Origin of the sequence: Dyella halodurans, assembly GCF_026283925.1 — a bacterium.
Classification (GTDB): Bacteria; Pseudomonadota; Gammaproteobacteria; order Xanthomonadales; family Rhodanobacteraceae; genus Dyella; species Dyella halodurans.
This window is the reverse complement of record NZ_JAPDPF010000002.1, coordinates 13665-37826: the sequence shown is the minus strand read 5'-3', so window position 1 is coordinate 37826 and position 24162 is coordinate 13665. Positions and strand designations below refer to the sequence as shown.

Sequence of the window (24162 nt, the reverse complement as noted above, 5' to 3'; positions counted from 1 at the left end):
CTAGCTGAAACGGCACCATACCCTGTTAGCCTTGTTTGGCCGACAGGCACAGGGGCGTTCGCGCTTAACCGGCACTTGGCACGAGCAAGCGCACGGGGCTACCTCGCAACCCATCCGGGTGATCCATCGGATAACCTGCTGCCCGAATCCGTGCCTTTACGTCGTGCCCTTACGTCGTGCCCTTACAAACCAGCAACCGGGACGTTGGTATGCAGAATCTGGAAAGCACCAAGCTCGCCGTCATTGGTCTTGGCTACGTCGGTCTCCCGCTGGCGGTCGAGTTTGGCAAGCGCTATGACACCGTCGGCTTCGACATCAACCAAGGGCGCATCGCCGAATTGCGCGAAGGGCGCGACAACACCCTGGAAGTGAGCGCCGATGAGCTGGCACAGGTGGAACACCTGCGCTTCAGTGCCGATCTCGCCGACCTGGCCGATCGCAATGTCTATATCGTGACCGTGCCCACGCCGATCGATTCGGCCAAGCGGCCGGACCTGACCCCGCTGATCCGCGCCAGCGAAACCCTGGGCAAGGTGCTCAAGCGCGGCGACGTCGTGGTGTACGAATCCACCGTGTATCCGGGTTGCACGGAAGAAGTGTGCGTGCCGATCCTGGAGAGAGGCTCGGGCCTGGTCTACAACCGCGACTTCTTCGCAGGCTACAGCCCCGAGCGGATCAACCCGGGCGACAAACAGCATCGCGTCACCAGCATCCTCAAGGTGACCTCGGGCTCGACGCCGGAGACGGCGGATTTCGTCGATCGCTTGTACGGCTCCATCATCACGGCCGGCACGCACAAGGCCAGCTCGCTGAAAGTGGCCGAAGCCGCCAAGGTCATCGAGAACACCCAGCGCGACCTCAACATCGCGCTGGTGAACGATCTCTCCATCCTGTTCAACAAACTCGGCATCGACACCCTGGAAGTACTGCAGGCCGCCGGCACCAAGTGGAATTTCCTGCCATTCCGCCCCGGCCTCGTCGGTGGCCATTGCATCAGCGTGGACCCCTACTACCTCACCCACAAGGCGCAGGAAGTGGGCCACCACCCGGACGTGATCCTGGCGGGACGCCGCACCAACGACAGCATGGGCCCGCATATCGCCAACGAGGTGATCCGCCTGATGGTGCGCAAGGGCATCAACCCGGTGCGCGCGAAAGTGCTGATACTCGGCCTCGCCTTCAAGGAAAACTGCCCGGACCTGCGCAATACGCGCGTGGTGGACATCGTGCACGCGTTGCGTGGCTACAACGCCGAGATCGATGTGCACGATCCGTGGATCAACGCGGCGGAGGCCGAACACGAATATGCACTCACCCCGATCGCGGAACCGCCGGCCGGCAGCTATGACGCCGTGATCGTTGCCGTCGGTCATCACCAGTTCGTCGCGCTGGGCGCCACGGGTATTCGCGCCTTCTGCAAGCCCGCATCGGTGGTCTACGACGTTAAGTACGTACTTCCCCGCGCCGATGTCGATGGCCGTCTGTAGGGATGCTCTGATCCATAGGAATCGCCTCAATGAAAGTGTTGGTCACTGGCACCGCCGGTTTCATCGGGTCTTACGTCGCCGAACGCTTGCTCGACCGTGGCGATGAAGTCGTTGGTCTCGACAACCTCAACGACTACTACGACGTCAGCTTGAAGAAGGCGCGCCTCGCGCGCTTCGTGGACCGACCCGGCTATACGCATATCCATGCGGACCTGGCCGACCGCGGCGCCATGGAACAGGCGTTCGCCAGGCACCGGCCGCAGCGCGTCGTGCATCTCGCTGCGCAGGCTGGCGTGCGCTACGCGGCGGAAAACCCACATGTGTATGCAAGCAGCAACGTGGTGGGTTTCCTGCATGTGCTTGAAGGCTGCCGCCACCATGGCGTCGAACACCTGGTGTTTGCCTCCACCAGTTCGGTGTATGGCGCCAACACGGCCATGCCGTTTTCCGAACACAGGTCGGCCGAACATCCGCTGACGCTCTACGCTGCCACCAAGAAGGCCAACGAGCAGATGGCGCATAGCTACGCGCATCTGTACGGGATTCCAAGCACGGGCCTGCGCTTCTTCACCGTATACGGCCCGTGGGGTCGGCCGGACATGGCGCTGTTCCTGTTCACTCGCGCCATCCTCGCCGGTGAACCCATCCGTGTCTTCAATCACGGGAAGCACAAGCGCAGCTTCACCTACGTGGACGACATCGTCGAAGGCGTGATCCGCACGCTCGACAACGTGCCCACGATCGATACGCAATGGAACAGCAACACGCCCGATCCGGCGAACAGCGGCGTCGCGCCTTATCGCCTGTTCAACATCGGCAACGAACGCCCGGTGGAGCTGCTGCACTACATCGAGGTACTGGAGCAGTGTCTTGGCCGCAAGGCGACGATGGAGTTGCTTCCGCTCCAGCCGGGCGATGTGCCCGACACCGAAGCCGATGTAACGGACCTGATACAGGCCGTTGGCTATAGGCCGCAGGTGTCGGTAGAAACCGGGGTCGAGAACTTTGTACGCTGGTATCGAGAGTACTTCCGTGTCTGATTGAAAGGGTCGCCAGGTGGCCCCGAATCACCTGCCCGATTCGCCACGGATCAGTTCGTCAAAGCGGTACCACGTTGCGTACCTGCGGGTTCCTGGCGCTAGGGGGATGGAGTGATCATCGACTACCTGATCGGGTCGCATCCGGCCCACATGGAAGCGGACCTGTGCATTATCGGCGCCGGTGCGGCGGGTATCGCCATCGCTCGATCGTTCATCGGCAGCTCGATCAAGGTCTGCCTGGTCGAAAGCGGCGGCGAAGCCGGCGAGCAGCAAAGCCAGGCCTTGTACGAAGGTGGCTCGGTGGGTGCACTGCCGCTGGACCCTGGCAGCTCCCGCATGCGCGTTTTCGGCGGCAGCTGCAACTTGTGGGGCGGCGGCTGCATTCCGCTGAGCCCCGACGATCTGAACCCGCGCGACTGGGTGCCACATAGCGGCTGGCCGATCGCCTATAACGACCTCGTGCCCTACTACATGCGCGCGCGGTCCTATTGCCAAATCGACGCCCACGAATTTGCCGACGGCTCGTTCATGAGTCCGACGACCCATCCGCCGCTGGATTTCGAGCAGTCCAAGCTGGTCAACCAGATCTTCGCGCGCAGCCCGATCCTGTTCGGCGAGGCGTATCGCGATGAGCTGGAGCGGGCACCCAACATCCAGGTGCTGCTGCACGTCAATCTGCTCGAGCTGCTGCCGACGTCCGATGGGGCAGTCGTACAAGAAGCACGCGTCGGCACACTGGGCGGCTATCGCGGCACGATTCGCGCCCGGCAGTACGTGCTGGCCTGCGGCGGCATCGAAAACGCCCGCCTGCTGCTGCTGTCCGATTCGGTCGTGCCGCAAGGGCTGGGCAACCAGCACGACGTGGTCGGACGCTACTTCATGGATCACCCCAGCGGCAAGCTGGGTACGCTTTCCACCGATGCGCCTCACCGTGTCACTCGCCCCTACGACCGTCGGACGGGCAAGGGCAGCTCACCCACGTTTCCCGAGATCGGCCTGTCCCCGCAGGCACAGCGTCGGCAGCGATTGCTGAACGGGCGCGTCCATCCGTTTGGCGTGGAAGGCCCGCTACCCAATGGCATCCGCGCCTTGCGCGAACTGCGCGCGGCCTTGCGCCGCCCCGTGCAGGATGAAGGGGCATTGCTCGAGGCACGCTTGTGCGAGGCACTCAGGAACGGCCCTGCTACCGAGGGCTTCGCCGCACCCACCGAGAGCCTGGGCACACTGGCGCTCAGGCTCGGCCTTGGCATCGGCGATATCGCCCGTGCCTTCGTGCAGAAGATCGCCGACAAACCCACGGTGAGCAGCAGCCATATCGACCTGGTGGGATTTTTTGAGCAGGCACCCAATCCACATAGCCGCATCACTCTCGGAGCGGAAACCGACGCACTGGGGCAGCGCAAGGTCAACGTGGACTGGCGGCTTACGCCGCTCGATCACCACACGTACCGTTCGGCGGCCACGCTGTTCGGTAACGAACTTGCGCGCGCCAGCAGTGGCAGCTTTGTACTGGAGCCCTGGCTGGAAAAGGACGACGGCACCGCTCCCCAGGTCCACGGCACCGCCCACCACCTGGGCACCACGCGCATGTCCGATGATCCGCGCTCAGGCGTCGTCGATCGTGATTGCAAGGTGCATGGCGTGCAGAACCTGCATATCGCCGGCAGCTCGGTATTTCCCACCGGCGGCTGGGCATTTCCGACCTTCACCATTGTCGCGCTGAGTCTTCGACTGGCGGACCAGTTGCGCAGCGCGCTTGCCACCTGCGAAAGCGTGGGCCTGTTGTAGCGGCCATGTCGGCCACCCTGGGCCAGGCCTTCACCTACTGCGCCACGCATGCACTGGCTGCTTGCGGCTTCCAGCCACCCGCCACCGGCGAGGCCTGTGTCGCGCTGTTCGATAGCGCGCCATGGAAGCACTTCGGCGAACAGGCCCATGCACTGCTGGATCAACGCGAGCGCGAACGGGCTGCCCGCTTCCGGCATGCACGCGACCGCGATACCTATGTGCTGGCCCATGCGATGTGGCGCCACGTGCTTGGCCTGACACTGCGACTGGAAGCCGCGCGGGTTCCGCTATCCACCAGCCCGTCAGGCCAACCGATACTCACCGACACGAGCTACGCGACCAGCCTGAGCCATAGCGGCACGCAGGTCGCCATCGCGATTACGGATGCGGTAACGATCGGTGTCGATCTTGAACGCTCACCGCCACGCACCGCCTTGCGCGATCTTGCCGCCATGCTCTGCTCAAGCGACGAAGCCGCCACCCTGGCCTTGCTTCCGCCGGCGCAACACGAAACCTGGCTGCTGCAGCTATGGACGCGCAAGGAGGCCTTGCTCAAGGCATTCGGCGTAGGCCTCAAGGAAGCACCATCGAACATGTCAGTCAGCGCCACGAGTGTGGTTGCTCCGCCCGCCTCCGCCGCCAACATGCCCCCCTGTCGGGTTCACCCGCTGCAGCTGCCGATCGGACTGGTCGGTGCATGGGCGGCGCCGGTGAACGTAGCACGCTGTTCGTCATACGTCCTTGGGTTGCCGCAGTCGTAGCGATCACTAGCCACTTCGCCATCTACGTACCTCGGCAACATGGGTGTTTCACGCCTGCAACATAGGCATGACTGCCGGCGAAACTCTGACCTAAGTTACATCGACACTGGTCGTTGCACGGCTCTACGCTTTCCGCCTGCTGAAGGAAAACAGCGCAAATCTGGGGGAAAGGGGGAAGTCGGATGCTTCGTTTCCTGCGTCGGCAATCCGTGCGTTGGCTCTTGCTGCTCGGCTTGTGCGAGCTGTTGTTGCTCGCCTTGTCCTTGAGCATGGCCACGTACCTTCGTTATTTCCGCAGCCCGGATGAGCTGGCGGAGTTTTCGGTGCACCTGCCGGAACGTGCGTTCGTGTTCGGCACGGTCATTGTCATTGGCATGGTCGCACTGGGCCAGTACCAGTCGCATATGCGCACCAGCCGCTTTGGCCTGCTTGCGCGCCAGGCCGTCGCGTTCGCCCTGGGTGGCACCCTGCTGGTGATCGGCTATTACGTCGTGCCACAAGCCTATGTTGGCCGTGGCGTGCTGGCCATCGCGCTGTCGCTGGGCTTTGTCCTGGTGCTCGGTTTTCGCGTGGCCTTCCTGCGCCTGGTCGACGTGGACGCACTCAAGCGCCGGGTACTGATTCTTGGCGCGGGCATGAGGGCCGCGCAGATTCACAACCAGATGCGCCGCCGCACCGATCGACGGGGCTTCTGCGTCGTCGGCTACGTGCCCCGCATGGACGAACCCGTGGCGGTGCCCAACGAACAGCTCGTGAGGCTGAACACGCCCCTGCAAGTCATCGTGCAGCGGGAGCAGATCGACGAAGTGGTGGTTGGCGTGGACGATCGTCGCGGTCACCTGCCGATGGACGACCTGCTCGAATGCCGCCAGATGGGCGTGACCATCACCGACCTGACCACGTTCTTTGAACGTGAGTCGGGGCGCGTGCAGCTCACCATTCTCGATCCGTCATGGCTGGTTTTCTCAGGCGGCTTCAATGCCACCCCGCTGCGCCTGCTCAGCAAGCGCTGCTTCGATCTGGGCGCCGCCACCGTGCTGCTGCTGACGCTTTGGCCCTTGATGCTGCTCGAGGCGCTGGCGATCTGGCTGGAGTCAGGTCCGGGCCAGCCTATCCTCTATCGCCAGGAGCGCGTCGGCGAACACGGCCGGACCTTCCTGTTGCTCAAGTTCCGTAGCATGCGCACGGACGCCGAACGCGACGGCATCGCCCGCTGGGCCAGCAAGAACGACGACCGCGTGACGCGGGTCGGCCGCATCAGCCGCAAGCTGCGCGTCGACGAACTGCCGCAGCTGTGGAATGTACTCAAGGGCGATATGAGCATCGTGGGGCCAAGGCCCGAGCGTCCCCAGTTCGTCGCTGACCTGGCCTTGCAGATTCGCTACTACAGTCTGCGCCACTGCCTGAAACCCGGCCTCGCCGGCTGGGCGCAGCTGAGCTATCCCTATGGAGCGACCGTCGAAGAGGCGGCCGAGAAGCTCAAGTACGACCTGTTCTATGTGAAGAACCACAACCTGCTGCTCGACCTGCTGATTCTTATCCAGACCGTCGAGGTGGTGTTGTTCGGCCGCGGGGCGCGCTAGTTGTCGGTTGCCGTCGGCACGACCGGCGCGGCATCTGGCGTACGCTTGGCCGTGGCCAATGAGCGTAACGGCGAGCTGTACCAATCCACGACTTCGTCGTGCTCGAAGCGAATCCACGAAGGGCCGTATTCCCAGCGATCGTCATGAATGCTGGTGGGCTCGCCCTCGATCGAACGCACCTGGTCGGACGACATGCCGATTTCCAGCGCCGGCGTATTCGCCTCGCTGCCTAGCGGCAGCGCGGGCGTGTCCCTGACATGTACGGCGGCGTCCGGCGGCGCGGGTGACCAGCCGACGCCATTCCAGATCAGCACCGCAGCCACCAGCGCCACCGCCAAGGCGATGATGCCCGAGCGCCGCGACGTGCGGCGCCTGGATGGCATGGGCACGCGTGCAGGCGGCGCGCTCGCCTCCGGCACGGAAAAGCGCACCCGCAAGGTCGCCCCGGGCAGACGCCCGTGCTGACGCTGGAATTCCATCGCGGCGCCATAAAGCGCGGTGATGCGTTGCAGCCGGTCTGCCACCGCAGGGTCGTTTGGCGCGCCCACCATGCGATCGGGATGCAGGCGTCCAACATGACGGCGGTAGGCTTGCTTGAGGTCAAGCAGGCTACAACCCGGGCGCAGCCCGAGCGTCCGATACAGATCGAGAAAGTCGGTCTCGTTGGCCAAGCCGGTCCCCTGTCGGCGTTTCCACGATGCCTATAGGAGTCTGCTTCATCGCGCGGAACCAGCCACGCCAGAGTGACCCTGCGGCAGAAATCATTCTTGACATAGTGTGATGTGGTTCGCAATATCTCTTTCCCAATAGACGGAGGGGACCGCGTGATGCACGGCCGTCGAAACCGGGTTGCAAACTCATGCCGCCGCGCCACCATGGCGGCCCTGTTGATGGCCGGAGCCTCCGCATCCCAGGCAGCCGACGCCCCTCCCACCGCGCAGGCCACACCCGCACTGGGCGCACACACCTTGCTGACCCATTCCGAGGGTATGGGCAAGGCGCCCGCCGTCACCGCACCGATCGATACGCAAACCACCGGCAGCTCGCTGATCGTGCTCAATGGCGGCTATGCAGGAAACGCCGACAAGCCTGTCGACAGCTATGACAATCGCTGGAAGCGCGTTGGCGACACCGTGGTCTACAACGGTTACGGCGGCGCTTTCACCGTGTCTGCCTATGTCGTGCTCGCCGCCAAGGGAGGAGCCGGGCACACGGTCAGCATTGCCAAGCGCGCCAATCCCGCCGGCGAGATCTCGGTGCCGTTCATCGAAGTCATGCACGCCGGCGTATTGCAGGACATGGCACAGAACTACCCTGCACCGGGGCTCGTGCTGACCAGCGGCAACGTCACCACGACGGGACCGGCCACCCTGGTTGCGGTGTGGTGGGGAGATGCCGGCGTCAAACGCATGACGACGCGCCCGGACCATGAATTCACCCTGGTCGATAGCTATCTGACCCTGCCGGACAACAGCGGCGTGCAAGTCGCCGTCGCCTATCGTCAGGTCGCAGCGGCAGGCACCTATAACGTCAGTTGGATTGGCTCGCCGATTCAAGGCGCCATACTTTGGCTATTCGCCTTCCAGTCCAAATAGGCCGGCGGCGCTGACGCGCGCGACCTCGACTCTGGAAACACGACTAAGCGACACGCTGGTTGCTTTCATGGGGGACGACCATGGTGGGTCAATTCATCTCGCCAGCCGGCTACGCCGACATGCTCAGTCGTGGTCGCGCCCAAGCCATGCCGCTGCTCGCACTGGCGCCCGAAACACTGCGAACCGATTACAACCGCAAGCCGTTCCTGGTCGGGCATGCCCTGGGCGAACACCCGCTATTCCAGCTCGACCCACTGTTTGCGCTATGCCGCCGGCTGCCGCCGGAGCAGATCCTCTACCGCGTCGGCAAGATCCCGGGGGACACGCCGCTCGACTCATCGTATGACGATTACAAGCAAGGCCTGACGCTGGAGGACGTGCTTCAGCATTTCGAGGAAAGGCAGGCCTATATCTGCATCAACAATCCCGAGCGCGACGCCACCTACCAGCCCCTGATCGATGGTCTGCTCGGCGAAATCGCGGCGCAGACCGACCCGCTCGACCCGATCATGAGCTGGTATTCCTCCTACATCTTCATTTCCGCGCGCGATTCGGTGACTCCGTATCACATGGACCGCGAGATGAACTTCCTGCTGCAGATTCGCGGCCAGAAAACGGTGTATCTGTGGGACCAGGACGACGACGACATCATGAATTCCGAGCAGAAGGATCGCCTCCTCTCACGCATCGGGGGAAGACCCGCTTACCAGCCGTCGTTCGAAGCAAAGGCCCTGGCCTTCGACCTTCGCCCAGGCACCGGCGTGCACCATCCGTTTATCGCACCGCATCGCGTGCATACCGGCACCGCTCTCTCCGTGTCACTGGCCCTGACCTTCCGCACACGGCAATCGGACATGTGGACCGACGCGCACCGCTTCAACGCGCGCATGCGGGGGCTGGGGCTGCGCCCTGCACCGGTAGGACGCCATGCCTGGCTGGATCGGGCCAAATGCAGCGTGGCCCGCGCCGGGCAACGCCTGCATCGCATGTTGGGAGCCACCCAGCACGATGCGGCCTGAAGACCTGTACGCCTGGGGCATAGGCAGTAGGGAATAGGAGCAGGAATAGCCGGGATGGACTAGGGAAATGCGCCGGCGTTCGGCCGACAATCACAGGAAATCCACGAGGTCGGACGCGTTTCGTGCCTGCGCCACAGGGCCACAGGCACGACATGTCCAAGCCAAGGGGGCTCGCGTTCCGACGTCGGTCACGACTACACCGCGCTGGGGAGGTGTCATCCATGTACGCCAACGCTTCCGCGTTAATCGATATGGATTGGGAGTCATTCGATCCATGGCGACCGCAGGCGGTCCGCCATCGGCTCACTGAGCATCCGTTGCTGCAGCCCGATCAGCTGGTGGCCTTGGGCAAGCGTTTCCAGGGCACCACGCATTTGTTCACCTTCAACAACCATGCTGGCGCGGACGCGAACTTCGACGAAGTCGCGCGCATGTATCCCAACCGCCGCTCGGTCACCGAAACGCTGCAGCAGATCAATTCGGCCAAGGCGTGGATGCTGCTGCGCCACGTGCAGGCCGACCCGGCCTATCGCGAACTGATCAACACCGCGCTCGATCCCATCCAGCCCACCATCGAACGCCACGACCCGGGCATGTATTACCGGGCAGGCTGGATCTTCGTCGCTTCGCCACACACGACGACGCCTTTCCACATCGACCGCAACCACGGCATCCTGCTGCAGATCCGCGGCACCAAGAAGGTGTACGTGTGGGACCAGGACGATACCGCGGTATGCAGCGAGCGTGCCCGCGACAGCTTCCACTCGAGCCACAACCTCGACCTGGTCAAGTGGCAGGAAGAATTTCGCGAACGCGCCCATGTGTTCGAAGTCGGCCCCGGCATGGGTGCGTATATCCCCATCACCAGCCCGCACATGGTGGAAACCGGCACCGAACCTTCCATCACCATCAGCCTCACCTACAGCACGCGCGCCACGCGCCACAACGCGATGGAGCATGTGCTGCACGATCTGATGCGCCGCCACGGCATGTCGCCGCCCCCCGTAGGCAAACACAAACTGCTGGATGATCTCAGCTACATGAGTGCATCCGCCTTGATCGCCATGCGTGGCGTCGGCAGCCGGCCACCCGCCTGCCCGTCCCTGGCGCGCAAGACCGCCTATGCCGTAGCCGATTGAGAGGCCCCGTCGCCGTAAGCGCTCGTCGCTGACTTCAACATAGTGAATGCCATGGAAATCAACAGGGACGCCACTGGGGAAGACGGAATTGCCGCGATGCGGTTGTTTGATGTGCTGCCTTGTGCGCACGGCGGCACAGCATGCAACTGGCTGCGCTGCAGTCATGAGCTGGGCGACGATTACCCGACTCCCATCGGTCCGGTAGCCGCCTTGTGCGCGGCCCTTGCCTTGGCCGAGTCGCGTCTTACCGGTGCCGATGTCATTACCGGCAACGTGCTCACCGCCCATGGCGCTTACCAGGTAAGCATCACGGTTCCGCGCGATATGCGCCGCAACGCGTGGATGGAAACCGTCGCGGATGCGTTGGCCAACGCATCCATGCCAGCCGCCTCGGCCGCCTGGCAGGTGGTTCACGATGACGACATCGATGAAAAGTCGCTAGCGAATGCCTACAGCCACTGGCGCCTGCGCAGTGCCCCGTCGGCGCACCTGGAGACCACGTTCCGTTCGCCATTCGACGCCAACGCCATCGATCTGTTCGCGGGCTGCGTAAAGCGTGCCTTGACCGCGCTGCTGGCTGTAGACGATGCCACGCTGGCATCGATCGACGTGATCGAGCCTGCCGAGCACGCACGCCTGCTGCAGCAATGGAACGCGACGGCCAAACCCCGTCGCCCCGAAGACACCGTGCACGACCTGTTCGCCGACGTGGCGCAGCAATGCCCGAGCCGGGTCGCCATCGAGGCCGCCGATGGCACGGTCTCCTACGCAGAGCTGGAGGCACGCGCGAATCGCATCGCCGCCGGGCTCGCCGCCGCGGGCGTGACTGCCGGGGCCACGGTCGCCCTGCTGCTGGATCGCTCGGCCGAGGCGATCGCCGTGATCCTCGGCATCCTGAAAGCCGGCGCCGCCTATCTTCCGCTGGACGCCAATCATCCCGCGGAACGCCTGGCCTTCACCATCAACGACGCGCAGGCCGCCTTGGTCATCGCGCCAGCCGATGCGCAGGCGCTGCCCGGCATCAAGGCGGCACGGGTGACTGCTGCGCAGCTTGATGCAGGCGCCCCGGCACACGACCTGCCAGCGCTCGATGGCGAGTCGCTCGCCTATGTGATGTACACCTCGGGCTCCACCGGGACGCCGAAGGGTGCGCAGATCATGCACCGTTCAATCATCCGCCTGGTGCGTGACGTCAGCTATGTCGACTTCGGCGACGCACCGCGAATGCTGCATGCCGCGCCACTCGGCTTCGATGCATCGACCCTGGAAATCTGGGGCGCGCTGCTGAACGGCGGCACCTGCATCGTGCATGCCGAGCGCATACCCACCGGCTGCGGCCTGTATCGCACCATCCAGCGGCATGACGCGCAAATCGCCTGGCTCACGGCGGCCTTGTTCAACGCCATCGTCGATGACGATGCCAGCCGCCTGGGCGGACTACGGCAACTGTTGATTGGCGGCGAGGCCTTGTCGGTGCCGCATGTACTCAAGGCATACGCCGCGCTGCCCGACGTGGTCATCATCAATGGCTACGGCCCTACCGAATGCACCACGTTTTCCGCCACGTTTCCGATTCCCCGCGCGTTCGACGCGCAGGCGCGCTCCGTACCGATCGGCAGCCCCATCGCCGACACCAGCTTGCATGTGCTCAATGCGCGGGGCGAGCTGGTACCCGTGGGCGTCGCCGGTGAGCTGTATATCGGTGGCATCGGGCTGGCGCGCGGCTACCTGGAGCGCCCCGAGCTGACTGCGGAGCGCTTCGTGGCCGACCCCTTTGGCGCGCCTGGTGATCGCCTCTATCGCACCGGCGACCTGGTGCGCTGGCTGCCGCAAGGCGTGGTTGAATTCATTGGCCGTGCCGACAACCAGGTCAAGATTCGTGGCTTCCGCATCGAGCTCGGCGAAATCGAAGCCGCCTTGCAACGCACGCCGGGCGTGCGCGCCGGCGCCGTGCTGGCGCGCGAAGACCGGCCAGGCCAGAAGCGCCTCGTCGCGTACTACGTCGCCGATGATGCCGCCGTCAGTGCACGTCACCTGCGCGAACAGCTTTCCCGCAACCTGCCAGAATTCATGGTGCCGGCCATTTACCTGCGGCTGGAGCGCTTCCCGGTCACCCAGAATGGCAAGCTCGATCGCCGCGCCTTGCCGGCGCCGGACGGTAGCCGCCCCGAGCTGGCCGATGCCTATATGCCCCCGACAGGCCCACGGGAACAACAGCTGTGCGAGCTGTTTGCCGAGGTGCTCGGCCTGGATCAGGTCGGACGGCACGACAACTTCTTCGATCTCGGCGGCAACTCGCTGCTCGCGGTGCGCACGCTGGCGCGCATTCATGCCGAGATATCGGATCGGCCCACCGTAGCTGCGTTTTTCGGCGATCCCACGCCCACCGCGCTGGCGGCGCTGATCGAGGGACGCGACAGCCGTTCCGCGCTCGCCTCGCGGATCGCGCGTGGTCGTCGTGCAGACGGCGGCGAGCCCATCGCCATCATCGCCATGGCCGGTCGCTTCCCGGGTGCGGGCGACGTGGAGACGTTCTGGCAAAACCTCTGCGACGGCCGCGAGTCGATCACCTATTTCAGCGCCGACCAGCTCGATCCTGGCGTGCCTGCCGCGGAGCGCAACGATCCCGCCTATGTCGCCGCGCGCGGCGTGATCGACGGTGTGGAGGATTTCGATGCGCCCTTCTTCGGCATGTCGCCGCGCGAAGCCGAGTTGACCGATCCGCAGCAACGGATCTTCCTGGAACTTTGCTGGGAATGCATGGAGCGCGGCGGCTACGTGCCAGATGCGCATGACGGACCGGTCGGCATCTTTGGCGGCATGCACAACGCCACCTACTTCCAACGCCATCTCAGCAGCCGCCCCGACCTGATCGAAAAGCTCGGCGCGTTCCAGGTGATGCTCGGCAACGAAAAGGATTACCTGGCCACCCGCGTCGCGCACAAGCTCAACCTCACCGGCCCGGCGATCAGCATGAACACCGCCTGCTCGACCTCGCTGGTGGCGATTTGCCAGGCCACGGCGGCGCTGCGCGCTGGGCAATGCGATATGGCCCTGGCCGGCGGCTCATCCATCACCTGCCCGCCGCGCAGTGGCTATCTGTCGCAGGAAGGCTCGATGCTGTCGCCCGATGGACACACCCGCACGTTCGACGCGGACGCCAGGGGCACGGTGTTCAGCGACGGCGCCGCCGTATTGCTGCTGAAGCGGCTTGCCGATGCCGAGCGCGACGGCGACGACATCATTGCGCTGATTCGCGGCGTCGCCATCAATAACGATGGCGGCCTCAAGGCCAGCTTCACCGCTCCCAGCAGCGCCGGTCAGGCCGCCGTGATCACCATGGCGCTGGCCGATGCCGGCGTCGACGCCCGCTCGATCTCCTACGTGGAAGCGCATGGCACAGCCACTCCGTTAGGCGACCCCATCGAGATCGAAGGACTTACCGCTGCCTTCCGCCAGAGCACTGACGAACGCGGCTTTTGTGCGATCGGCTCGGTGAAAAGCAATGTAGGACACCTGGTCATGGCCGCTGGCGCAACCGGCGTCATCAAGACGGCGATGTCATTGCGCGACCGGGTCCTGCCACCGACGCTGCATTTTCAGACCACCAATCCCAAGGTCGACTTCGCAGGCTCGCCCTTCGTGGTGAACGACACGCTGCGCGACTGGCCTGCCAGTACGGAACCACTGCGCGCCGGCGTCAGTTCGTTCGGCGTAGGCGGCACCAATGCGCATGTGATCCTGGAGCAGGCGCCGCTCGTAACACCATCAGACGCCGCCGATGGCCCGCAGTTGTTGCTGCTTTCCGCACGCTCCCCGTGTGCGATCGCCAACGCGGCCGACCGGCTGGGCGCATACCTGGCGACGCAAGCCGGCACCAATCTCGCCGATGTCGCCCATACCTTGTTGCACGGACGCAAGGCGTTCCAGCAGCGCCTGCACGTGGTCGCGAATACGCCCGAGGATGCCGTGAGCCGGCTGCAACAAGCCGCTGTTGCGTCACCACGCGCCGCAGCCAGCCAACCCCCTGGCGTGGTCTTCATGTTCCCCGGCCAGGGCTCACAGTACGCCGGCATGGGTCGCGCGCTCTACGGCACCGAGCCTGCGTTTCGCGCGGCCATCGACGAATGTGCGCAGGCCTTGCTCGACGAGCTGTCGTTTGATCTGCGCGAGCGCATGTTTGCCGAGGATGTGGATGCGCTGCGCGAAACCTCGCTGACCCAGCCGGCCACGTTCGCCATCGAATATGCGCTGGCCAGGCTCTGGATGAGCTTCGGGGTTCACCCTGTCGCAATGATCGGCCACAGCGTCGGTGAATTCGTCGCTGCCGTGCTGGGCGGGGTCATGAGCCTCGCCGACGGCGCACGCCTGGTGGCGCGACGTGGGCGCCTGATGCAGGCGCTGCCGCCTGGATCGATGCTGTCCGTGCGCATGGATGCCACGCAGCTGGCCCCGCGCTTGCCCGCAGCCCTGCAGCTGGCTGCCGAGAACGCGCCGAACGCCTGCGTGGTCAGCGGCACCACCGACGAGATCGAGCGCTTCCGCGCCGCGCTGGAAGCCGGCAGCATTGCCTGCCGACTGCTGCAGACTTCGCACGCGTTCCACTCGGCAATGATGGAGCCCGCACTGGAGCCGTTCCGACAGGAAGTGGCCAAGGTCGCGTTGTCGGCACCGGCCATCCCCATCGTCTCCACGCTTACCGGTGACGCACTTGGCGATGACGAGGCCAGGTCGGTCGACTACTGGACGCGGCATCTTCGCGGCACCGTGCGCTTCTCCTCCGCACTGCTGACCCAGCTTGCACAGCCACAGCAGGTGCTGCTCGAAGTCGGGCCGCGTACGGCCTTGACCACGCTGGCGCGGCAGCATCCACAGAGCCGCCCGCATATCGTGCTGCCCTCGCTCGCCGACGCGCACGACAACGAACGCAGCGCGTGGCTCGAGGCCCTGGGCCAGTTGTGGTGCGCCGGCGCCAGCGTCGACGTAGCTGGACTCGATCGTCGCCAGCGCCGCATGCGCGTGCGCCTGCCGACCTATCCGTTCGAGCGCAAACGCCATTGGGTCGACGCGCTGCCTTCCGTCGCAGCCCCAGTCATCGCGCCGGCAGCGGTGACGATCGAACCCGTCGTAGCCAAGGTCGTTCCCTTGTTCACCACGCCATCTGCACTTCCCGCGGAGAGTTTCATGGATGCCAACCTCACCGGCGCGACCGCCGGCTCTGCACGCCATACCCGACTCGTCGCCCAACTCACCGATTTGTTCGAGGACGTGTCGGGTGCCGAGTTGCAGGGTGCCGACCCGACCTCAGGCTTTGTCGAGCTTGGGCTCGATTCGCTGGCCCTCACCCAGGTGGCCCTGCAATTGCAGAAGACCTTCGCGCTCAAGATCACGTTCCGCGAATTGATGGAGTCGTTCTCCACCTTCGAGCGTCTTGCCATGCATATCGATCAGTTGTTGCCGCCGGATACCAGCGCACCGGCCGCGCCCTTGCCTGCGGCAGCTCCTGCCAGCGCGATCAGCGCCGCGAGCCCGATCGCCATCCAGCCCATGGCAGGCGGCAACGTGATGCAGGACGTGATCCAGCAACAGATGCTGATCATGCAGCAGCAACTCGCGCTCCTGGCCGCCGCAGCCACCGGCGCGCCGATGGTGGCGGCCGCCGCCGCGCCCGTGTCGGTGCCGATGCCGGCGGCAGCGGCTGCGCCAGCCATCGCGGCCGAGGCGACGGCCAAGCCGTCCGAGTTACCGGTGCAGGACGAAGACGCTGCGCTCGCGCATACCACGTACGACGTCAAGAAAGCCTTTGGCGCCATTGCGCGCATCCATTCCACCCATACCGAACTGACCGAGCGCCAGCGGGCCCGGCTGGACGCCTTCATGCGCCGTTATATCGACCGCACGCGGGCGTCCAAGGAATACACCCAGCGCCACCGCGACCACCTGGCCGATCCGCGCGTGGTGAACGGCTTCCGCCCGTTGCTCAAGGAAATGATCTACCAGATCGTGGTGAATCGCTCCAAGGGCTCGAAGGTGTGGGACCTCGACGGCAACGAGTACGTCGATGCGCTCAACGGCTTCGGCATGAATCTGTTCGGCTGGCAGCCGGAGTTCGTGATCGACGCCGTGCGCCGCCAACTCGACGCGGGCTACGAGATCGGTCCGCAGCATCCGCTCGCGGGCGAGGTCGCCGAGCAGATCTGCGAGCTCACGGGATTCGATCGCGCGGCGCTGTGCAACACGGGATCCGAAGCAGTGATGGGCACGGTGCGCATCGCCCGTACCGTTACCGGCCGCGACACCCTGGTGATCTTCACCGGCTCCTACCACGGCATCTTCGATGAAGTGATCGTGCGCGGGACCAAGAAGCTGCGCTCGGTGCCTGCCGCGCCCGGCATCCTGCGCAACACCTCGGAAAACGTGCTGGTGCTGGACTACGGCACGCCGGAATCGCTGGCGATCATCCGCGAGCGCGCCTCCAGCATCGCCGCCGTGCTGGTCGAGCCGGTGCAGAGCCGCCGTCCCGACTTCCAGCCGCGCGACTTCCTCAAGGAGCTGCGCGCCATTACCGCCGATGCCGGCGCCTTGCTGATCTTCGACGAAGTGGTCACCGGCTTCCGCGCGCATCCGCGCGGCGCGCAGGCCGTGCTCGGCATCGATGCGGACCTGGCCTCGTACGGCAAGGTGGTCGGCGGCGGCTTCCCGATCGGCGTGATCGCCGGCAAGCGTCGCTATATGGATGCGCTGGACGGTGGCGGCTGGCAGTACGGCGATGCCTCGATTCCCACGGTGGGCGTGACCTATTTTGCCGGCACCTTCGTGCGGCACCCGCTCGCCCTCGCTGCCGCGCACGCCGTGCTCGATCACCTCAAGAGCGCCGGCTCCGCCCTGCAGGAACGGCTCAATGCGCGCACGGCACTGCTGATGGACGAGCTCAATGCGTTCTGCGCCGGCGTCGGTGCGCCGATCAAGCTGGTGCATTTCGCCTCGGTATGGAAGACCAGCTTTACCGAAGACCATCCGTTGCAGGACCTGCTGTTCGCCATGATGCGCAGCCGCGGCATCCATGTGCTGGACAACTTCCCCTGCTTCTTCACCACCGCGCATGCGGAACAGGACTTCGTCGCCATCGCCAAGGCCTTCAAGGAATCCGTGCTGGAGATGCAGGAAGCCGAGTTCCTGCCACGCCGCAAGAACGTCGAGGCCCTGGCCTTCGACGCCAGCCGCCCACCGGTCACCGGCGCGCGCCTGGGCAAAGACCCGGACGGCAACCCGGCCTGGTTCGTGCCCAATCCTGACGCGCCGGGCAAGTACATGAGGGTCAACGCATGAGTCCGAACGACACGACAGCCGCCTCGGTCGCCGTCGACTACGATCCGTTTGCCGGCGCCGCGCTGGCGCGCGTCGCGCCCGCGCTGGAAACACAGCGTGAGATATGGCTCGCCAGCAAGCTGGAGGCCGAGGCCTCACTGGCTTATAACGAGTCCATCTCGCTGCGCCTGCGCGGCACGCTCGATGTGCCGGCCTTGCAGGCGGCCCTGCAGCAGCTGGTCGATCGCCATGAGGCGCTGCGCGCCAGCTTGAGCGCCGAGGGCGACGAGCTCTATATCGCCGCGCAATTGGCCGTCCCCTGTCCCCTGCGCGACGTGTCCGGACTGGCCGCCGGTGAGCGCGAGGCCGAAGTGGCCAAGACCTTGCACCAGGTCGTCACGACGCCATTCGATCTGGAAAACGGCCCCTTGGTGCGGACGGAATTGCTGCAATTGGGCGAGCAGGACCACCTGCTCGTGTTCACGGCGCATCACATCATCTGCGACGGCTGGTCGTTTGGCGTGATCGTGCGCGATCTCGCCGCGCTGTATGCGCAGCAGACCGGCCATGGCGACGGCGCGGGCCCGGTCGACGGCTTTACCGACTTCGCACTGGCCGAAGCGAACCGCGCGAACACCGACGAAGGCCAGGCCGCCGAACACTATTGGTTGAAGCAATTCACCGGCGCGAGTTCCTCGCTCGACCTGCCCACCGACCGACCGCGCCCACGCCGCCGCACGTTTGCCTCCCAACGCGAGGACTACACGCTGGATGCCGCCCTCGTCGCCGACGTCAAGCGCATGGGTGCGCAGCGCGGCGCCAGCCTGTATGCCACCCTGCTCACGGGATTCGGCCTGCTGCTGCAGCGGCTGAGCGGCCAGGACGACGTCGTCATCGGCATTCCCTCGGCGGGACAAGCAGCGGGCGGACACGACGCCCTGGTCGGCCACTGCGTCAACGTACTGCCGCTGCGCGTGGCGATGGATCGCGCCGCGCCCTTCTCCACGGGTCTGGGTCAGGTGCGCGGCGATTTGCTGGACGCCTTCGAGCACCAGCAGTACACGCTAGGCAGCCTGCTTGCGCATCTTGCGCTGCCGCGTGATCCCAGCCGGCTGCCCCTGGTCAGCGTGCTGTTCAATCTCGACCAGGCGCTGGACGAGCGGACGATCTCCTTCCCCGGACTTGAGTTCGAGTTTGCGGGCAATCCGCGGGCGTTCGAGAACTTCGAGCTGTTCGTCAATGCCGTGCAGGTGGCCGGTGGCGTGCGGCTGGAGTGCCAGTACAACAGCGACCTGTTCCGCGGCGAGACCATTCGCGGCTGGCTGGATGCATACGAGACCCTGCTGCGCCATGCGATCGCCGCTCCTGACGCTGCTGCTGGCAGCCTGGGGCTGATCTCCGCCGCGGCGCAGCGCGCCTTGCAATCCCTGCAGCCTGCGCCGACCCCCTACCCTGAGGCGCAGCTTGCGCATCAGTACTTCGAAGCACAGGTGGATCGCGCGCCGGGCCGGGCCGCGGTCAGGCATGGTACGACCGCGCTGAGCTACGCGGAACTGGAGGCACGCGCCAACCGCATCGCCCATGTGCTGCGCCAGCGTGGCGTGGGCCGTGGATCGCTGGTCGGCCTGTCGCTCAAGCGCGGCACCGATATGGTTGCCGCCGTATTGGCCGTGCTCAAGGCCGGTGCCGGCTATGTGCCGCTGGATCCATGCTTCCCCGCCGATCGACTGGGCTTCATGGCGGAAGATGCCGCGCTCGCCGTGCTGGTGGTGAGCGACACGGTGCCCGCCGCTTTCGACTTCCCCAGCTCGCAGGTGCTGTCGCTGGCGGCGGATGCCGCGGAAATCGAAAGTGCGAGTCCGCAACGACCCGAGCGCAATGAGCGGACCGCGATGCCGGATTCCGTCGCCTACCTGATCTTCACCTCCGGCTCCACCGGCCGCCCCAAGGGCGTGCGCGTGCCCCACCGCACCACCTCGAATTTCCTCACCACCATGCAGCGCGTGCCTGGCATCGGCGAGCACGACCATCTCGTCGCCGTCACCACGCTGTCGTTCGACATCGCCTTCATGGAACTCATGTTGCCGTTGAGCGTCGGCGCCGAAATCATAGTGGCCGATCACGATGACGTGCGCGATGGCGCAGCCCTGCGCGGCCTGGTCGAACGCAGCGGCGCCACCATGATGCAGGCCACGCCTGCGGGTTGGCGCATCCTGGTCGAATCGGGCTGGCAGGGTCGCCCGGATTTTCGCGCGGTCTCCGGTGGCGAGCCGCTGCTGCTCGACCTGGCCGAGGCCCTGTTGCAACGCTGCGGCGAAGTGTGGAACGGTTACGGGCCCACCGAGACCACGGTGTATTCCACCTATTGGCGCGTGGAGCAGCCGCGCAACGGGATCTATATCGGTCGTCCCGTCGCCAACACCGTCGTGCATATTCTCGATGAGCTGGGCGCGCTCTGCCCGCTGGGCGTGCCGGGTGAGATCTATATTGGCGGCGCCGGCGTTGCGCTGGGCTATCTGAACCGGCCGGAGCTTACGGCAGAGCGCTTCCTGTCCGATCCGTTCGCGGCTACGCCGGAAGCCCGCATGTACCGCACCGGCGATCGCGGCCGCTGGCTGGCCCAGGGTCAGCTCGAACACCTGGGTCGACTGGATTTCCAGGTCAAGGTGCGTGGCTACCGCATCGAGCTGGGCGAGATCGAGGCCGTGCTCGCCGATGTGCCGGAGGTGGCACGTGCTGTCGTGATGGCGCGTGAAGACCGCCCCGGTGATGTGCGCCTGGTGGCCTATGTGGTGCCACGCCAGGGCGCCACGCTGGACGAGGACGGCTTACGCGCTGCCATGAAGCGACGCCTGCCCGAATACATGCTGCCGCAGCACCTGATGCAGCTGGAGTCGGTACCCCTGTTGCCGAACGGCAAGATCGACCGCAAGGCCTTGCCTGCGCCGCCAGTCCAATCCGTCGCTGCCGGTACCGAACGAGTCGCCCCGCGCAACGACACCGAACAGCGCGTTGCCGCGGCCATGGAAGGCGTGCTGGCCTTGCCGGAACTCGACGTGCGCGACAACTTCTTCGCGCTCGGCGGTCATTCGCTGCTGGCCGCGCAACTTACCGCGCGACTCAATCGCGACTTCGGCATCGCGCTGTCGTTCCGCACCTTGTTCGACGCGCCGACCATCGAGAGCCTGGCGGCCGCCATCGACAGCCAGCTCGCCAGTGGTGTCGCCGCTACCGTGGCGCCCATCCAGCGTCGTCCCGCGCAGGAGCGCGCGCCGCTGTCCCTGATGCAAAAGCGCCTGTGGGCGCTGGAAGAACTGCAACCCGGACGCGTCACCTACAACGCGCCCTCGGCCCACCGTTTGCGCGGGCATCTGGATGAAGCAGCGTTCGAGCAGGCGCTGCAGGAACTCACGCGTCGCCAGCCGATCATGCGCACGGCCTTTCGCCACACTGGCGACGACGTCGAGCAGGTCGTCGAAGACAGCGTCGATACCCGCCTGTTCCCCGCCGAGGACCTCTCAGCGCTGCCGGCAGACGAACGTGATCGCGTGCTGATGCAGCGGCTGCAGGCGCTGACCGACACGCCATTCGAACTCACCCGGGCGCCCTTGTTCAGCGCGCGCATGTTCCGCCTGGCCGATGACGACCATGTGTTCTTCTTCATGCCGCACCACATCATCTGGGACGGCTGGTCGTTCGACATCCTGTATGCGGAACTCTCGCAGCTATACCGTGCATTCGCGCAAGGATCGCCGTCTCCACTTGCGCCGCTGCCGGTAAGTTACGGCGATTTTGCCGCCTGGCATGCGCAATGGCTGGAAACCGAGCCGTTCCAGTCGCAGTTGGCCTACTGGCGCGAGCGCCTGACCAAGGTGGAGGAAACCCGCGCCCTGCCGACCGACCACGCCCGGCGCCCAGGCATGTCCGGCGTCGGCCGCACCGAGTGGATACGCGTGCCGAGGGACGCCACCGACACCATGCACGGCGTCGCCCGCCAGGCCGATGCCACGCTCAACATGACCCTGCTGGCCTTGTACTACGTACTGCTGAGCGGCATGACCGGGGAACAGCATCTGGTCATCGGCACGCCGGTGCGCGGTCGCAACCAGACCGAAGTCGAGTCGGTGATGGGCTATTTCAACAACCTGCTGCCGCTGCATGTGACCGTGGATCCGACGCTGTCGTTCCTCGACTTCGTGCGCCAGGTACGCAGCATCGCCATTGAAAGCTTCGGCTACCCGGATGTGCCGCTGGAATACCTGCAGCGCGAACTGCGCAGCGGCCACGGCAATGGCGCCGTGCTTTACCAGGCGCTGTTCTCGTTCCAGGACGCGCGCCAGCGCATCGTGGACTGGGGCGGCCTCAGCCATGAGCAGATCCTGCTGTTCCAGAGCGGCGCGACCGAGGACCTCGGCCTCTGGTTCCTGGAAAACAACAAGGGCATGCTCGGTGGCGTCACCTACAACGCCGACATCCTGCAAGGCGATACGGCGCGCCTGCTGCGCGACCGCTATCTCGCCCTGATGGCCCAGGTCAGCGAAGACCCCACGCAATCCATCGAGGCACTGAACGCCATCAGCACCGCCGGACTGGAGCAGGTACGGCAGTGGAACGCCGCGCCGACGCCGGCGTCTGCAGCGGGCAGCGTGGTCGCGCTGTTTGAAGCCCATGCGGAGCGCACACCGGAACAGACCGCCGTGCACGCCGGTAGCTGGGGCACGCCGTATGCGGAACTCGAACAACGCGCGAATCGCATCGCCAGCTGCCTTCGTCAACGCGGCATCGGCGTGGGTATCGCTGTAGGCCTCTGCGTGGAACCCGGCCTTAACCGGCTCGCCAGCATGCTGGGCATTCTCAAGGCCGGCGGCAGTTGCGTGCTGCTTGATCCGAGCGATCCCGTCGCCAGGCTGCATGACATCATCATCGACGCGGAAATCGACCTGCTGGTAGGCGAGGCTTCACTCGAGGCCAGCCTGGGCTGGCCGCGCATGAAGGCACTCTGGCTCGACGCCGATACCAGCGAGATCATCGCCGCATCGAGCGCACGCAAGGAAGCAGCCGGCGCATCCCCGGACGCGGTGGCATTCGCCCTGTATGGGCGTGGATCGACCGGGCAACCGCTGGGCACGGCCATCACCCACCGTGCGCTGGCGTGTATGTTGAGCGGGCTCAAGGACACGCTGGGCATCGCGGCTGGCGATCGCGTACTGGGCACGGCGCCTTCGGTCACCGGCTTGTCGTTCGTCGAGAGCCTGCTGGCGTTTTGCAGCGGCGCGACCTTCATCCTGGGCAATCCGCATGACACGATCGATGGCGCGGCGCTCGCCGACCTGGTGCAGGACAGCGACGCCAATGTGATGTTTGCCACGCCGACCACCTGGCAGTCGCTGCTGGCTGCCGGCTGGCCTGGCAACCGACTGCTCAAGGCCGTGTGTTTTGGCGACCTCCCGAGCCCGGAACTGGTCACCACCCTGCTCGCGCAGTGTGCCGGGCTGTGGAATATCTTCGGCACCGACGATGGCGCCGTGGTGGCGAGCGCCGGTGCGGTCGAGCGCGCCAGCGACAGCGTCCATAACGGGCGTCCCCTGGCCGGCGCCCAGCTGTGGATCCTCGACCGTCAACAGCGTCCATGTGCGGTGGGCGCCATCGGCGACATCGTGCTGGCCGGTGATCTGCTCAGCCAGCCGTTCGGCTGCCGCACCAAGGCCGCGAACCGAGGCCTGCTGTCCATCGCGCAGGCAACCTCGCCGCTCGTGCCCACGGGCTGCCGTGGGCGCTGGCTGGCCAACGGCCAGCTGCAGGCGATGGGGCGTCTCGATCGCCGCCTCCTGGTCGGCGGATGCGACGTGGAGCCGGCGGCGATCGAAGCCCGCTTGTTGGCCTATCCTGGTGTGGCGCAGACCATCGCCGTGACCCGGACGGATGCTTCCGGCAACCCGCAGATCGATGCTTATGTCGCCGCTGCGGCGGGCGTCGAACTCGATCGGGACCGCCTGCGCATCGCGCTCGCCAACACGCTGCCTGGCTACGCCATGCCGCGAAATCTGCTCATCCTCGAGGCCATGCCACAGACGGCCCGCGGTGAAGTCGATGTATCCGCACTGCCCCTGCCGGACCATCGTTCCGACGATCTCGCGGCGCTCGCCATCCAGCCGAAGACGCCCGACGAACAGCGGCTCGCCACCTTGTGGTGCGAGTTGCTGCATCTCACCCAGGTGCACACCAGCGACAACTTCTTCGACATCGGCGGACATTCGCTGCTGGCGGTGGAAATGGCCGCCCGGGTGCAACGCGAGACTGGCGTGCGACTGAACCTGCTGGATATTGCCAACGGCAGCTTGGGCACGCTGGCAGCCGAGCTGGGCAACGCACCGGTTCAACCGGAAAAGCCGGCACCACTAGGCCAGCGCCTGCGTAACCTGTTCGGGCGACGCTGATATGA

General features: G+C 65.5%; 11 protein-coding genes. 10 read left to right on the top strand and 1 reads right to left on the bottom strand.

What is annotated here, in order from left to right; genetic code table 11:
* Positions 1–209 precede the first annotated feature (209 nt).
* From tviB to OUZ49_RS03925, 5 genes are all read left to right on the top strand, one after another.
* Entirely contained in the window at positions 210–1487 is a 1278-nt protein-coding gene (tviB, locus tag OUZ49_RS03945; protein WP_266148678.1) for a Vi polysaccharide biosynthesis UDP-N-acetylglucosamine C-6 dehydrogenase TviB, read from the top strand.
* Between the two features lie 29 nt (positions 1488–1516).
* Positions 1517–2527: an NAD-dependent epimerase gene (locus tag OUZ49_RS03940; protein WP_266148677.1), complete on the top strand. Its 1011-nt coding sequence runs from the start codon at positions 1517–1519 to the stop codon at positions 2525–2527.
* Positions 2528–2638: 111 nt separating this feature from the next.
* Complete coding sequence (locus tag OUZ49_RS03935) at positions 2639–4315, top strand: GMC oxidoreductase (RefSeq protein WP_266148676.1); 1677 nt, start codon at positions 2639–2641, stop codon at positions 4313–4315.
* 5 nt (positions 4316–4320) lie between these two features.
* Positions 4321–5076 (top strand): 4'-phosphopantetheinyl transferase family protein, encoded by a 756-nt coding sequence (locus OUZ49_RS03930; RefSeq protein ID WP_266148675.1) that lies wholly within the window; start codon positions 4321–4323, stop codon positions 5074–5076.
* 182 nt (positions 5077–5258) lie between these two features.
* Entirely contained in the window at positions 5259–6659 is a 1401-nt protein-coding gene (locus OUZ49_RS03925; protein WP_266148674.1) for a TIGR03013 family XrtA/PEP-CTERM system glycosyltransferase, read from the top strand.
* On the opposite strand, the gene OUZ49_RS03920 is transcribed toward OUZ49_RS03925, so the two are convergent.
* On the bottom strand, positions 6656–7330 hold the full coding sequence (locus OUZ49_RS03920; protein ID WP_266148673.1) for a hypothetical protein: 675 nt from the start codon (positions 7328–7330) through the stop codon (positions 6656–6658). The two genes, OUZ49_RS03925 and OUZ49_RS03920, sit on opposite strands and share 4 nt — an antisense overlap.
* Before the next feature lie 219 nt (positions 7331–7549).
* Between OUZ49_RS03920 and OUZ49_RS03915 the strand changes: the two genes are divergently transcribed.
* From OUZ49_RS03915 to OUZ49_RS03895, 5 genes are all read left to right on the top strand, one after another.
* The gene (locus OUZ49_RS03915) at positions 7550–8254 is read left to right on the top strand and encodes a hypothetical protein (protein ID WP_266148672.1); all 705 of its coding nucleotides are present in this window, start codon (positions 7550–7552) and stop codon (positions 8252–8254) included.
* Between the two features lie 80 nt (positions 8255–8334).
* Positions 8335–9273 carry a hypothetical protein gene (locus OUZ49_RS03910; protein WP_266148671.1) on the top strand — a complete coding sequence of 313 codons (939 nt, stop codon included), beginning with the start codon at positions 8335–8337 and terminating at the stop codon, positions 9271–9273.
* Between the two features lie 221 nt (positions 9274–9494).
* The gene (locus OUZ49_RS03905) at positions 9495–10412 is read left to right on the top strand and encodes a cupin-like domain-containing protein (RefSeq protein ID WP_266148670.1); all 918 of its coding nucleotides are present in this window, start codon (positions 9495–9497) and stop codon (positions 10410–10412) included.
* Positions 10413–10508: 96 nt separating this feature from the next.
* Positions 10509–17741, top strand: a complete 7233-nt coding sequence (locus tag OUZ49_RS03900) for a hybrid non-ribosomal peptide synthetase/type I polyketide synthase (protein ID WP_266148669.1) — start codon at positions 10509–10511, stop codon at positions 17739–17741.
* The gene (locus tag OUZ49_RS03895) at positions 17738–24157 is read left to right on the top strand and encodes a non-ribosomal peptide synthetase (RefSeq protein WP_266148668.1); all 6420 of its coding nucleotides are present in this window, start codon (positions 17738–17740) and stop codon (positions 24155–24157) included. Before OUZ49_RS03900 ends, OUZ49_RS03895 begins: the two co-directional genes overlap by 4 nt.
* The last annotated feature ends 5 nt before the right edge of the window (positions 24158–24162 follow it).

Bases quoted from the DNA above. Each gene is read 5' to 3' on its own strand.
- OUZ49_RS03900 (WP_266148669.1), top strand. From the start codon at position 10,509: ATGCGGTTGTTTGATGTGCTGCCTTGTGCGCACGGCGGCACAGCATGC.
- OUZ49_RS03940 (WP_266148677.1), top strand. From the start codon at position 1,517: ATGAAAGTGTTGGTCACTGGCACCGCCGGTTTCATCGGGTCTTACGTC.
- OUZ49_RS03895 (WP_266148668.1), top strand. From the start codon at position 17,738: ATGAGTCCGAACGACACGACAGCCGCCTCGGTCGCCGTCGACTACGAT.
- OUZ49_RS03915 (WP_266148672.1), top strand. From the start codon at position 7,550: ATGGCCGGAGCCTCCGCATCCCAGGCAGCCGACGCCCCTCCCACCGCG.
- tviB (WP_266148678.1), top strand. From the start codon at position 210: ATGCAGAATCTGGAAAGCACCAAGCTCGCCGTCATTGGTCTTGGCTAC.
- OUZ49_RS03925 (WP_266148674.1), top strand. From the start codon at position 5,259: ATGCTTCGTTTCCTGCGTCGGCAATCCGTGCGTTGGCTCTTGCTGCTC.
- OUZ49_RS03910 (WP_266148671.1), top strand. From the start codon at position 8,335: ATGGTGGGTCAATTCATCTCGCCAGCCGGCTACGCCGACATGCTCAGT.
- OUZ49_RS03905 (WP_266148670.1), top strand. From the start codon at position 9,495: ATGTACGCCAACGCTTCCGCGTTAATCGATATGGATTGGGAGTCATTC.
- OUZ49_RS03930 (WP_266148675.1), top strand. From the start codon at position 4,321: ATGTCGGCCACCCTGGGCCAGGCCTTCACCTACTGCGCCACGCATGCA.